This window comes from Mucilaginibacter sp. 3215 (assembly GCF_050433785.1).
GTDB lineage: Bacteria > Bacteroidota > Bacteroidia > Sphingobacteriales > Sphingobacteriaceae > Mucilaginibacter.
The window spans coordinates 13,104-26,672 of record NZ_JBNPWO010000014.1; the positions used below are offsets into that span (position 1 = coordinate 13,104).

The 13,569-nt window shown below is 42.3% G+C and carries 14 protein-coding genes; 7 read left to right on the forward strand and 7 right to left on the reverse strand.

Translation table 11 applies throughout. The annotated features are described in order from the left end of the window. Positions 1–822 (forward strand): TerC family protein, encoded by an 822-nt coding sequence (locus tag ABIC84_RS19935; protein WP_426583998.1) that lies wholly within the window; start codon positions 1–3, stop codon positions 820–822. A gap of 207 nt (positions 823–1,029) precedes the next feature. Further along, entirely contained in the window at positions 1,030–1,497 is a 468-nt protein-coding gene (locus ABIC84_RS19940; RefSeq protein WP_426584000.1) for a phosphatidylglycerophosphatase A family protein, read from the forward strand. A 145-nt stretch (positions 1,498–1,642) separates the two neighbouring features. On the opposite strand, the gene ABIC84_RS19945 is transcribed toward ABIC84_RS19940, so the two are convergent. The 3 genes from ABIC84_RS19945 to ABIC84_RS19955 all read right to left on the reverse strand — a co-directional run bounded on the left by ABIC84_RS19945 (position 1,643) and on the right by ABIC84_RS19955 (position 4,880). Further along, positions 1,643–2,335, reverse strand: coding sequence for a response regulator transcription factor (locus ABIC84_RS19945; RefSeq protein WP_090531325.1), 693 nt, complete (start codon positions 2,333–2,335; stop codon positions 1,643–1,645). Positions 2,336–2,476: 141 nt separating this feature from the next. After that, entirely contained in the window at positions 2,477–4,288 is a 1,812-nt protein-coding gene (locus ABIC84_RS19950; protein WP_429264681.1) for a sensor histidine kinase, read from the reverse strand. Positions 4,289–4,511: 223 nt separating this feature from the next. Beyond that, positions 4,512–4,880, reverse strand: coding sequence for a DUF3127 domain-containing protein (locus ABIC84_RS19955; RefSeq protein WP_426584004.1), 369 nt, complete (start codon positions 4,878–4,880; stop codon positions 4,512–4,514). An 88-nt stretch (positions 4,881–4,968) separates the two neighbouring features. Between ABIC84_RS19955 and ABIC84_RS19960 the strand changes: the two genes are divergently transcribed. The 5 genes from ABIC84_RS19960 to ABIC84_RS19980 all read left to right on the forward strand — a co-directional run bounded on the left by ABIC84_RS19960 (position 4,969) and on the right by ABIC84_RS19980 (position 9,180). After that, a complete protein-coding gene (locus tag ABIC84_RS19960) occupies positions 4,969–6,144 on the forward strand; it encodes a THUMP domain-containing class I SAM-dependent RNA methyltransferase (protein WP_429264682.1) in 1,176 nt (391 codons plus the stop codon). Further along, positions 6,145–6,642: a hypothetical protein gene (locus ABIC84_RS19965; protein WP_426584008.1), complete on the forward strand. Its 498-nt coding sequence runs from the start codon at positions 6,145–6,147 to the stop codon at positions 6,640–6,642. Positions 6,643–6,892: 250 nt separating this feature from the next. Next, positions 6,893–7,132 carry a helix-turn-helix domain-containing protein gene (locus ABIC84_RS19970; RefSeq protein WP_426584010.1) on the forward strand — a complete coding sequence of 80 codons (240 nt, stop codon included), beginning with the start codon at positions 6,893–6,895 and terminating at the stop codon, positions 7,130–7,132. Positions 7,133–7,185: 53 nt separating this feature from the next. Then, positions 7,186–7,836, forward strand: coding sequence for an HD domain-containing protein (locus ABIC84_RS19975; RefSeq protein WP_426584012.1), 651 nt, complete (start codon positions 7,186–7,188; stop codon positions 7,834–7,836). A gap of 36 nt (positions 7,837–7,872) precedes the next feature. Continuing rightward, positions 7,873–9,180 carry a carbohydrate porin gene (locus tag ABIC84_RS19980; protein ID WP_429264683.1) on the forward strand — a complete coding sequence of 436 codons (1,308 nt, stop codon included), beginning with the start codon at positions 7,873–7,875 and terminating at the stop codon, positions 9,178–9,180. A 118-nt stretch (positions 9,181–9,298) separates the two neighbouring features. On the opposite strand, the gene ABIC84_RS19985 is transcribed toward ABIC84_RS19980, so the two are convergent. The 4 genes from ABIC84_RS19985 to ABIC84_RS20000 form a co-directional block, all read right to left on the reverse strand. Beyond that, entirely contained in the window at positions 9,299–9,694 is a 396-nt protein-coding gene (locus ABIC84_RS19985) for an HIT family protein (protein ID WP_426589762.1), read from the reverse strand. Between the two features lie 135 nt (positions 9,695–9,829). Beyond that, the gene (gene greA / locus ABIC84_RS19990) at positions 9,830–10,303 is read right to left on the reverse strand and encodes a transcription elongation factor GreA (RefSeq protein WP_090530524.1); all 474 of its coding nucleotides are present in this window, start codon (positions 10,301–10,303) and stop codon (positions 9,830–9,832) included. Positions 10,304–10,584: 281 nt separating this feature from the next. Further along, a complete protein-coding gene (locus ABIC84_RS19995; protein ID WP_426584016.1) occupies positions 10,585–11,859 on the reverse strand; it encodes a hypothetical protein in 1,275 nt (424 codons plus the stop codon). 171 nt (positions 11,860–12,030) lie between these two features. Then, positions 12,031–13,566: a carboxylesterase/lipase family protein gene (locus ABIC84_RS20000; protein ID WP_429264684.1), complete on the reverse strand. Its 1,536-nt coding sequence runs from the start codon at positions 13,564–13,566 to the stop codon at positions 12,031–12,033. Positions 13,567–13,569 lie beyond the last annotated feature (3 nt).

A 13,569-nucleotide genomic window follows, 5' to 3' on the forward strand; every position in this document is an offset into this window, starting at 1 on the left:
ATGGAGTTTTTACATTACCTGCTTGGCCCCGACCTTAAGGCCGGCCTATTGATTGTCCTAAACCTGATTGTTATTGAGAGCCTGCTCTCCGTTGATAATGCTGCCGTACTGGCTACTATGGTACTTGACCTGCCTCCGCATCAGCGTAAAAAAGCACTACGTTATGGTATTATAGGTGCATATGTTTTACGGGGTGTTTGTTTGTTTTTAGCGGCATGGCTGGTATCTGTTTGGTGGCTGAAACCACTTGGAGGCCTTTATTTGATATACCTGAGCTTCAATTATTTTAAAGGCAAACTGAAAAAGGCCGACGGCGATGCTGAAGAGGAAACGGTTGATAAAAACAAAAATTGGCTTTACCGCTCAACCGTTGGTTTGATAGGTAATTTGTGGGCAACCATAGCTTTAGTGGAGCTGATGGACCTTGCCTTCTCTATTGATAACGTTTTTGCGGCTGTTGCTTTTACCGACCATAAGATGTTAATTTATATTGGCGTGTTTATCGGGATCCTGGCTATGCGATTTGTTGCCCAGGCTTTTGTAAGACTGATGGAGAAATTTACCTTCCTGGAAACTGTAGCTTTTATAGTAATTGGCGTGCTGGGGATTAAACTGGCCTCATCGTTATTCGTTCACCTTTATCCTGAAGCGGGATTTTCAAAAGTGATGGAAGGGGAAAGCGCTGATATTTTCACTTCGGTGTTTACTGTGGCTTTATTTATTATCCCTGTACTTACGTCATTACTGTTCAACTTCCCAAAAAGACATACTATTGAACCAGAAGTTGCAGAAGCGGCAGAGGATGTGCTGGATAAACAGTAGGTCAGTTGGCAGTGGCAGTTAGCAGTAGGCAGCAGTAAAAAGCGCAGAACTCGTGCGATTCCCTCCCTTGGGAGGGTGTAGGGAGGGGTTTCCTGAACTTTGTATGATTTTGCAAAGCGGATAAACCCCTCTCTGCCACAACACAGCTAGTCGCACCCTCCCTGCGGAGGGAATGAAAACATTACTTGAAATAACGATACAAATTAAATGTTCCTAAATAAAACAATAGCGTCTATTTTCGGCATTGGCTTTTTGAAAGGCGGGGGTACTTACGCCTCTATAGTTACCTGCGGCTTTATCTGGCTGCTATGGCAGAGCCCGGCTTTGCAAAATCCCTGGTACCTGTTGGCTATTACCATATTTGTTACCGCGCTTGGCGTATTTGTAGGCAATAAGGTTGAACCCGACTGGGGCGAAGACAGCTCGCGTGTGGTAATTGATGAGGTTGCCGGAATGCTGATAGCTATGCTGTTTATCCCTGCTAACCTGTATTTCCTTTTAGCCGGATTGGTATTGTTCCGCTTTTTTGATATTGTGAAGCCGCTTGGTGTTCGTAAAATGGAAGACCTTGGCGGTGGCTTGGGTGTAATGATGGACGATGTATTGGCCGGCGTTTACTCAAACATCCTACTTTGGGTAGGATATTTTGTGTGGATGAAATTTGGAGTACATTAGTGAAAAGAGCGGGTTTGTGAAGTTCCTCTTCCAGGTTTAATTTAACCCATAAAATCAATATGTTGGTTACATAGCTAACTTGGTTAAGTCCCCTTGAGGCTTATATCACACAAATAATTTTTTCAAAACAAAATTAACCCTGAGTTCAGTTAATCAGCAACTTATACCCTCGTCCGTGTACGTTGATGATCTCCACGTTAGGGTCGTCTTTCAGATACTTACGGATCTTGCTCAAAAATACATCCATGCTCCGACCGTTAAAGTAATTGTCATCATGCCAGATGTTCAGCAGCGCTTCTTCGCGGGTAAGCACTTCGTTTTTATGCACACACAACAGGCGCAGTAATTCAGCCTCTTTGGTAGATAGCTTTTGCTGGTTGTCTGCTGTCATGATCATCTGAGTGGTATAATCAAACGTATATTTCCCAATTTTAAAGGAGGTTTGTTTCTCCTCTTCCTTTTTGCCGATATTATCGGTACGTTTTAGCAGGGCATTTATACGAAGTAATAACTCCTCAATGCGGAAAGGCTTGGTGATATAATCATCTCCACCCAAATTAAAAGCCTGGGTTTTATCTTCAATCATGCCTTTGGCCGTCGCAAAAATAATAGGCACCTGGGCATTGATCTTACGGATATCCTTACCAAGTGTAAAGCCGTCCTTTTTAGGCATCATCACATCCAGTATCAGCAAGTCATATGTTTGTTTGGTAAAGGCGCGTAGGCCTTCTTCGCCATCTTTACATAAAACCACATCAAACTTACCTTTCAATTGCAGGTAGTCTTGCAGTAACAGGCCTAAATTGGCATCATCCTCAACCAGTAGTATTTTCTTCATATATTTTCCAAGTCAGGAAGATTTTTTAGTCCGGAAGTCCGAGGTCGGAAAGTCCGTAAGTCTTTATTTATTAAGTTCTTTATTAAGTGGCGGAGCTTATCTTACGGACTTTCGGACATCCCGACTTTCCGACTCGTAGATCTACGCCACTGCAAACTTTAGCTCAAACTCCGAGCCCTTCTCTTTTTCTGATTTCACGCTTATGGTGCCATTCAGGCGTTTTACTATGGTATTAACATAGCTTAAGCCCAGGCCAAAACCTTTAACGTTGTGTACGTTGCCGGTAGGGATGCGATAAAACTGTTCAAATATTTTTGATTGCTGGTCGCGGCTCATGCCTATACCTTTATCAGCTACTTTAATAACAATCTGTCCGTTTTTAACAAAAGTACTTATCGTTATATCAGGCGCTTCGTTGCTGTATTTAATGGCGTTATCAACCAGGTTGTATAGTACGTTCGAAAAATGCAGCTCATCAGCAATAATATAGGCTTTTTCGGCATCTAGGTGCAGTGTGGTTTTAGCATGGCATTTTTGCAATTTGAGCGCCATGCTATCAAGCACTATGCTTACCATCTCGTTTACATCAACCGGCTTTTTCTCCAGTTTAAAGTCATTGCGTTCAATACGGGCAATGTTTAATACGCGCTCGATATGGCTGCCTAAACGGGCATTCTCTTCAAAAATGATGTTAGCTAAGCGGGTTACCCGGCTTTTATCTTCGGCAATTTCATTATCCCGTAAAGCTTCACTGGCAATCATGATGGTTGACACCGGGGTTTTAAACTCGTGGGTCATGTTGTTGATGAAATCGATCTTCATTTCCGAGATCTTTTTCTGCCTCAATATCGAAAAGATAGTGTAGCCGAAACAAAGGATCAGTACCATGGTAAGGCCGCCGGTTGTAGCCATTGTAGCCGTCATATTGCTTAAGATCAGCGAGTTTTTTTGCGGAAACGAAAGCCTGATCTTTCCGGGGTCGTTGATCACCTCTTTGGTGAAAATAGGGGTTTGATAAGTATTTGCCGCTACAAACACAGGCAGCTTTTCGCCCTGGCTGTCGCTGGCATTTGAAAATATGAGCGAGTCGCTGTTGGCGGTTGTAACTTCGTAGCTGAAAGGCAGAAAAATGCCTTTATTATGAAGCTCAAAACGCAGTAACGAATCTATCCAGAAAGGGTTGATCCTTTTATTCAACGGTTCGCCCGATTTACGGTACTCTTCGGCCAGGTTTTCAATAACAGTAGGTTTGGCACCGGCACTATTCACTTTTTCAAGTGAATCGGTCTCCAGCATTTTTTTGATCTGTTGAACCTGCCGTTCCTTTTGCTTACGGGTTTGTTCCTGTACCCACAACGGATTGATGCGTGGTACCGAGATCATTTGTTTGCCAAACTGGGGGTCGACGTAGACATACCTCAGGGTATCATACTTATGAAGTTTTTTAGGATGACCTACCCTGCGGGTAATACGGGTATGCACTATCTCGGGCGTAAGTTGCTCATGTACTACACCAAACTCATCTGTATATTCTTCAACACGTACTTTAAAATCAACCGTACCTTCTGTTTGTAGTAAGCCGTTAAGCTCATCATCCATTTTTTTACGCTGGATCATGCGCTGCAAACTATCGCGCAGTAAAGCAATCCGTTTTTCGCGGGCAGATGAGTGTTTTTTTGTTTTTGGTATTCCCGCTACTTTTATTGCGCTGATGTCCCGTTCTTCATTATCGGTGCTGATGGCAGTTTGCTGGGTTTTGGTTTTTAAAAAGTTATTCGCATCCTGGCGGGTAACCTTATCTACCACATTGTTCATAGCTTCCCTCACCTGGCGGTCGAACGAATCGGACTGCATCTGGTAAGATTGCCTCAGAAAATAAAATTGCATAGCCATTACGCCCAACAGCGCAAAGCTCATTAAGCCAATAATTAAACCTATGCTCCTTTTCTTCATTTATTAACAAACAAAATTATCCTAAATCCGCACACAAAAATTGCATTTAACAAAATTTAACAAATGTACGTTCAATTTAAAACTCTGCTGCTTAATATTTTATTGTATCAATTACTGAAGATGTCTGTTTAAGGCTGTGGGTTATAACAAGAAGCGTATAAACAACAAAAGGCCCTGTTAAAGGGCCTTTTGAAATATTTTACTCAAGCTTTTCTCTATTTTATTAGAATGGCAGATCGTCATCATCGGCCGATGAGCTGATATCAGCTGACGGTGCTGCGTATTGAGGAGCAGCAGACGCGTTATTAGCAGCAGCCAGCGGGGTAACCCTCCATAACTGTAATGAGTTAAAATAGCTTTTTTTACCGGTTTTATCTGTCCATGGGCGGCCTTTAAGGTTAAAAGAAACCTCTACATCATCCCCAACTTTTACGTTATCAAGCAAATTGCAACGGTCCTGTATAGCTTCAAACTTTAAATATTCAGGGTATTGAGGGTTCTCAATATATTCAAGTATAAGTTCGCGTTTTTTAAGTGAATCGGTTACTTGCTGAGTGGCCGACACTTCATGTACCTTACCTTTAACTTCCATAATTAGTCTTCAAATAATTTAAAATGTAAAGTTAATAGTTAAGAAATTAAAATAGGGGCTTTTTAATTCTTAATTTTGCCGAATTAATATGCAAGTTTTCCACACCGAAAGTAAAATCATAATTACATGTAACAAAAGGCTTTCGCCTTACCTGCAAAGGGAGGTTGAAGCTTTAGGCTATGAGCCGGTCCGCGTTTTCCCTACCGGGGTCGAACTGAAAGGTACTGTTACAGATACCATTCTGCTTAATTTGAACCTGCGCTGCGCAAGCCAGGTACTGTATTCGTTAAAAACATTTACAGCCCGCGATCCGAAAGAGCTTTACGAAGAGCTGGTAACCATTGAGTGGGAAAAGCTGATTGATTTTACCGGTTACTTTTCGGTATCATCAAACGTAAATAACGAACACATCCTTACCCCGCTGTTTGCCAACGTAAAGGTAAAGGATGCTATTGCCGACAGGATCAAATCCATTAAAGGTATCAGGCCCGACTCTGGCCCGGAGGTTAATAAAACCCTGGTACATCTTTACTGGCAGGATGACCGCGCCGAAATTTTCCTGGATACATCGGGCGAAACACTGGCCAAGCACAGTTACCGTAAAATACCGGGTAAAGCACCAATGCTTGAGGCTTTGGCAACATCAACCATTATGGCTACCAAATGGGATATGAAAAGCACATTCATTAACCCCATGTGCGGTTCTGGCACCCTGGCTATTGAAGCAGCATTGCTGGCTACTGATAAATCTCCGGGTTTGTTCAGGATGAATTATGGTTTTATGCACATACTGGGTTACGATGAAACCGTATTTTTTGCCGAACGCCGCAATTTAAAAGATAAAGCAAAAAAGGAAACTGGCTTTAAAATCATTGCCACCGATATCTCTGAAGACGCAGTTGACATCGCCCGTAAAAATGCCAGAACGGCAGGTGTAGAACATTTGATCGATTTTGCCGTTTGTGATTTTGAAGATACTGAGGTTCCGGCAGAGACTGGTGTAGTAATGTTTAATCCCGAATACGGTGAGCGTTTGGGCGTACATACTAAGCTGGAGATCACCTATAAGCGTATAGGAGATTTTCTGAAAAAGAAATGCCTTGGGTATAACGGTTATGTTTTTACGGGCAATCCCGACCTGGCCAAAAAGATAGGCCTGAAGGCAGCCCGCAAAATTGAATTTTATAATGGTAAGCTTGATTGCCGCCTGTTTGAGTATGAATTATACCACGGCAGCAAACGTGAACCGAAAGAAGAAAATTAAATGAAAAAGATCCTGTTATTTATAACACTTATTTTATCATCAGTACTGGTTAAGGCACAAGCGCAATTAGCATTTCCGTTTCAGGGCGGCAGTCCTATTATGAACCGCTTTTTTAAAGACAGTCTTGTTGTATCACCCGAAATCATTAAAAAGAAAGCAAGCGGAACAGCGGTGTTTAAGTTCACTGCTGATGAAAAAGGTGTGATCAAAAAAATAATTGTTTACTATGCGGATGATGCCATATTGGTAGTACCCATCATTGAGGCGCTAAAAAAATCAAACCACAAATGGGTTATCCCCGATCATGAAAAACTGCATGATTTTATCTTGCCGTTTTCCATTAACTTTAATGCGCCGGCAAATACAAGTAATGCTACTATAAAGGAGGCATTTGATTATTACAGCAAACGCAAGCCAATCATATCTTATAACCAGGTACCGCTTGAAGCGGCTACTTTATTGCCCACAGTAATTGTTAGTTACAATTTAGGCGAGTAGTTTTTTTAAATAAAAGTAATTTGAAAGCGACAGACTTTGCGGCCTGTCGCTTTTTTTGTCTTTATTATTAATTAATATGGTTGTTAAAACCTATGTATTTATACCGGCTTTTATAAAGGGTTGTTAATTTTTAATTAAAAAAGTATAAAATATCAGCTTTTCAATTGGTTAGCTATTAAAAAAAATTAAAATTTTGAAATCCATAACCCCTATATTTTCGTTATTTATAAACGAATTAATATGTAAATGGATGAAAGATATGCTAAGTTTCAAGATTAAGGCTATTGCTGCTAACATAAGGCAAACCAGGGAAGGATTAAATTATACCCAGGAATACCTTGCAGCCAAGCTGGGTATATCACAAAACGCTTATAGCAAAATTGAGTTAGGCTATACAAAAATAACAGTCGAAAGGCTTTTTCAGATCGCCGCTATTTTGGAGATTGAAGTTGCCGAACTCATCGATACAGAAAAAATAGCCGCTGCTTAACGTTTTATACACAACCCCGTTGTTCTGTCTTTTGCTTAGTATCTTTGCAAAAGATGGAACATAATAAACTCATTGAAGCCACTGCAAATTTTGTGCGCAATACGCTCAGGGACGCCGAAGGTGGTCACGACTGGTGGCATATTCACCGCGTTTGGACAAACGCGAAACTCATCAACCAAACAGAAAAAACCGATCAGCTGATAGTTGAACTTGCTGCCCTGCTGCATGATATTGCCGATAGTAAGTTTCATAACGGCGATGAAGAGATTGGCCCGCGTACTGCTGGCAATTACCTGCAAAGCATGAATGTTGATACCGGGGTTATTGAGCATGTGCAGCAGATCATCAGGCATATGTCGTTCAAAGCCAGCTTTGATAAACAGTCCTTTCATTCGCCCGAACTGGCTGTAGTACAGGATGCCGACAGGCTGGATGCCATTGGAGCCATTGGCATTGCGCGTGCCTTTACCTATGGAGGTTTTAAAGGCCGGGAATTGTACAATCCCGAAATCCCGCCAAACCTTAACATGACCAGGGAAGAATATAAAAACACCACCGCTCCAACTATTAATCACTTTTACGAAAAGTTATTGTTACTTAAGGATAAAATGAATACTCCCGCCGGTAAAGCAATTGCCGAACAAAGGCATACATTTATGGAGGATTATTTAAAACAGTTTTTTGACGAATGTGGTTCAAGTTAACGCGAAAGCTTACTTTTGCGCCAAAATTGACAGCCCATGAAAAAACTTATATTTACTATAATGCCCGTGTTAATTGCCGCCGTCGCTTTGGGGCAGGATACAGTTAAACGTCAGCGGTTCAACTTCCATTTCCAGCAAACGGTAATTACCCAATACAAACCATCGTTTCATGCCGATTATAATGGCGATAACAGTTTACTTACCAAAGAAGAAACACAAAGCTCAATTACCACTACGCTTTTTGGCGGTGCAAGGCTCTGGAAAGGCGCCGAAGCCTATTTTAACCCCGAGCTTTCGGGTGGATCGGGCCTGAGCAAAACGCTGGGCGCGGCAGGTTTCCCTAATGGCGAAACTTTTCGTGTAGGCGGCGCAGAGCCGAAGATCTACATCGCCCGTTTATATTTTACCCAAAACTTTGAATGGGGCAAGGATAAAGACACTATCAGCGATGATGCCAACCAGTTAGCCGGTTTAAAAAGCAAGCGTTACTTTTCGGTTACCGTAGGTAAATTTGGCATGGCCGATTTTTATGACGGCAATGAATTTAGCCATGATCCGCGTACGCAGTTCATGAACTGGAGCTTAATGGATAACGGTGCATGGGATTATCCCGCCAATACCCGCGGGTATGTTATGGGGATCCATACCGAATTAGGGCAACCAAACTGGACATTGCGCTTTGCTTTTACCATGTCCACCACTACCGCCAACGGCGCTATCTGGGATCAAAAAATTGGTAAAGCAAACACCCAGACCTTAGAATACGAAAAACGCTATACACTTAACGGCCAAAAAGGTACTTTCAGGATCTTAGGTTTCCGTAATAATGGCAAAATGGGAGATTATCGCGTGGCACTCGCGCAAAGCCCTGTTGCCCCCAATGTTGATACCACACAAGCTTATGGCAGGCACAAATATGGTTTCGGCATCAGCGCCGACCAATATCTGACCAAAGATTTTGGGGTATTTGCCAAAGTGAGTTATAATGATGGTAAAACCCAAACATGGTATTTTACCGAGATTGACCGGTCATTGAGTTTTGGCGGCGTACTTAAAGGAAGTTCATGGAACCGCGGCGATGACGAACTGAGCCTGGCTTTTGTAGCCAACGGCATCTCAAACGCCCATCGTGATTACCTCGCAGCCGGCGGCTACGGCTTTATCATAGGTGATGGCAAGCTTAATTATGGCACCGAATTTATTGCCGAACTTGATTATAAAATAAACGCATATCAAAAAAAGTTCTGGCTTACACCCGGTTACCAGTTTTTGCTCAACCCTGCCTATAATAAGGACAGGGGACCGGTAAATGTCCTTTCGCTAAGGGCGCATGTAGAGTTTTAAACATAAAAAGGCCTCGTCATTTATATTATGATGAGGCCTTTTGTCTATATATAATATAAGCTAAAAGCAGCATGAGCAAAACTTATAGCTAATAGCTTGATTAATGTTATCCCAATTGTTAACTGATTGCCTGCCTGATCTTCTCGGCGGTAGTATTAAATTGTTCGGGGGTGAATTTTTGTTTGGGGAGTGAAAAGTTGATGCTGCTCATATCATTCATGGGTATAAGATGGATATGCGCATGGGGCACATCAAGGCCCATAACAGCTACACCAACCCGGGGGCAGGGAACGGCCTTTTTTAAACCGAGAGCTACCTTTTTGGCAAATAGCTGTAAGCCCGTATAAGTATTATCGTCCAAATCAAAAAGATAATCAACCTCCTTCTTTGGGATCACCAGCAGGTGACCTTCCGTAAGCGGAAAAATATCCAAAAAAGCCAGAAATTCATCGTTCTCGGCCACTTTATAAGCGGGGATCTCGCCTGCAACTATTTTTGAAAAGATGGTCATTATTGGTGAGTGGTTGATTATGTTGATTGGGTGAGTAGTTTGTTATGGTATTAATTAAAAGGGTGAGTAGTTAATAATTGATTACGATATCCGGAAAAACCATTCTCTTAATCAACTATTCACTGCTCACCCAATAAATTACCTGCTTATTTCCAGGATCTCGAATTCAATTTTACCTGCAGGTACGGTGATCTCGGTTTTTTCACCAACCTTTTTGCCAAGCAGGCCTTTAGCTATTGGTGATGCTACCGAAATTTTACCGGTTTTAAGATCGGCTTCACTCTCTGATACCAGCTGATAACTCATGGTAGCTCCGTTTTTCAGGTTCTTGATCTTTACTATCGACAATGCAAGTACCTTCGAAACGTCAAGTTTTGATTCATCAAGCAGGCGCGCATTGGCCAGTGTTTCCTGCATCTGGGCTATCTTGGCCTCATGTAAGCCCTGCGCTTCTTTAGCTGCATCGTATTCGGCATTTTCAGACAGATCGCCTTTGTCACGTGCCTCAGCAATAGCTTTTGATATATCGGCACGGCCGGTTGTTTTTAATCTCTGTAGTTCTTCTTTTAATTTCTCTAAACCATCTTTGGTATAGTATGATACCTCTGCCATAACGCAAAAATTAATTAATATTATTACTGTTAATCAACCAAAAAAAACCGCCCTTCCCTGTTTTAAGAAAGGACGCAATGCTTATAAAAGCAAACAAGACTATGTAAGCCCTCTGCTTACATAGTCTTGCGTTTTGGTAATTAACGAAGATAAGTGATTTAAGTTTTATTATCCAAATTTTTAAGAGGGGAATTTTTTGTTACATTATTACACAATGCCTTGTTATTCATTGGTAAAGTTGGAGCTAAGTATACACAAACAGGATTATCGGAATAATATGGTCAATTATACAGTTTCCGCGTATCCTCATTGCAATCAAACCTGATCTCATTTTTTATTCGCTCGCTTAGCACATTATTGTTCTTTAATATTTCAACAACATGTTTCCGGCACATACCGCAGTTGTGTTTATCATAAAGTGCCTCCAATGGCTCCCGGCATTCCGGAGTTTTATTGGCATAATAGATATTAGTAATGTCAATTATCAAACCCTCTAATTCAATGCCTTTATTGCTGTTTGCTATGAGGACAGTCAACAGTTTATGATCTCCCTTTTTATAATTTTCTTTTAAAAGCTCAACAAATAATGTTGGATGTTTACTAATCGCAATTTGTTTTAAAGCGAACTCCCTGATGCTTTTATTTTTAAAAAGGCCAAGCGCTTGAATAGCGAATGTCACAACTCTTCTGTTCCTTGCCGGATGTTTACAAGCCAAATCAAAAAGAAATTCTTTCTCAAGAGGAAATGGATGCTTTGTAAAAATTTTAAGTAATTTTTCCCGGTTACTTTTCTTTCGTTCAATTATTAGTTGCTGACCGATTGATTTAAGTTCGGTGCTTTTCAGTTTCCTATGGTAAAACCAAAGTTGGGTTTGTCTCAACAGCGTTTCTTCAACTATATTTTTATAAACGGGTTCCGGTGGTTTTACCTTTGTGGCACGCTGTGCCATGTTTTCCCTCACCGAATCGATGTATATCTTTATAAAGCGATTTTGTTTGGCACTGATACCCAGTTGCGCCCAGGTGTCGGTTTCCGGGTTTTCTTTTTGAAATTGATTAATGAGGTCCTCGTCCTGCCAGTCTTCCGGATCTGCTTCAAGGCGTTTGCCAAATTCTTCGGCAATAAATTTCAAGCCTTCAATACCATCAAGTTGTATAATGTCTGAGGTACCGGCCCAATCCGATCGCCAAATAGGATTGTGAACAAAGGCATCGTAAATGGTTTTCCGGGCTTCGGCATCATCTTGTCGGGCAAACATTTTAGCCAGGCTGAAAAGCTGTGTCAGTGTCCAGGTATCTTTCTGAGGTTTTAGCAGGGCTTTTAATACTGCTTTCTTTATTTTGTCTTTTTTCCCCGAAAGGCCGATAAGTTCAAAAAGATATTCCCCTCTGCTGCCTTCGCATTGTCCATCGTACGAGAAGTTTTTGACGCAGGCTTTGATGACCTCTCCCGAAAAATCAATACCGGGATAGCGTTGCAGTAGTAAATACGCTTCGCCAGTTCCCCGTCGTATGGCGCTTTTAAATTTTTGTTTGATAAGGTGGGTTTCTTTCATTAAAATATAGGTAGCACTTTAATTAATCTGGAGTTTCGTATACTTTTGTTTTATGGTATCCGCTAACATTTCAAGCCTGGCTGTCTCATCAGTTTCTTAAGCGGGGTGTTTAAGGCTTCCCTACCTGAATGTATCTGGCAGCGTTTATTATCCCGGGGCTTTACCTATGCATTACTTTCCTTTGGCCTTCTTCACCATAAAATCCAAAGCGGCTTTATCCGGCAAAGGTTTTGCGCCCGGCTTCTCAGCCAATATCATTATTTTATGATCACTTGTTGTATAAGCCGGCCATGTAGGTACGCCTTTCCCGTTCGGGTTACCGGTTTTAACAAAATTAGCCCAGTAAGTGCTCATGGTATTGGCCAGTTGCTGATCGACAGGTTCCCATGGGCGGTTCAGGAATTTGAGGTTGTCATAGGCATAAGCAACCTCGCCGGTATGGAAAGCGCCGTATTTAACAAAATCGGCAGTGGCAGGCAGGCGGCGGATAAAGCGGTAAACATAGATTTTCGACTTCGCTTTTTCGCTCTGAATATTGGCCCAGGTATAATTCTGTATCCCGAAGATCTGATCGCGGTTTATCCGCGTTTGGGAGGTCGCGGCTTCCTGGTCCGAACCCGCCGGATATAGTTTTAAAAATGCATCAGCATCGGCACCATATTGGCTTTTTATCATCTTTTTATACTCTTCAGCAGTTTTTGGCGGACCGATAAAAGCGTCGTCTTCGTTCCAGCCGGTAAGTACAGGTACATCGTTTTGTTTATGCTCATTAAAAATATCAGCGATGGTTGCGGGTAAAACATAGCCGTCAATAACCGGGCGGCTTTGGCCTTTGCCAACCAGTTCGGCAGCGGGTTTACTCCTTAGTTCGGCAATGGTGCTTGCACCCAAGGCAGTCGCTGTTTTTACACCGGCTGCCTCTGCTTCCCGCAACCCGCCTGATCCTTGCTGACTGATAAAACTGGCCCCACTCTCGGCAATTGCACCACTGAACAGCCCTTTACCTAATGGCGATGCCACCAAACAATTTACACTCATGGAACCTGCCGATTGCCCCGCTATGGTAACCTTATCCGGGTCTCCACCAAAAGCCGCGATATTCTTCTTCACCCATGTTAATGCAGCCAGCTGATCCATCAAACCATAATTTCCTGATGCATTATGCGGCGATTCCCTGGTTAATTCGGGATGGGCGAAGAAACCAAAAATCCCGACGCGGTAATTAATAACCACAAATATGATCCCTTTTTTAGCCATCGCCTCGCCATCATAAATAGGTACTCCAGCTCCACCACTTACAAATCCACCGCCATAAATATAAACCAGCACAGGGCGTTTTTCTGACGGTGTTTTTGCGGCAGTCCATACATTAAGGTACAGGCAGTCTTCGCTGATGGGCTCATAGGGGATCAGGAATTCGCGCGTGTAAACACCAAAAGGGTCTGGTTTGCCCTGCATAGGGCTGGCTGCAAATTCGTTACACTTTTTAACGCCCTCCCATGGTTTTACCGGCTGTGGTTCCTTCCAGCGCAAATCTCCAACAGGCGGTGCAGCAAAGGGAATGCCTTTATAAATGTGCACATCGCCGCCCTGGTTGGTTAAGCCTGATATTTTACCTGCATCGGTAGCAACAACATCAAGGTTTTTATTTTGCGCGATGACAGAGCAAGCCAGCAGCAAAAGCGGCAATAAAAGGATGCGTTTCATTGA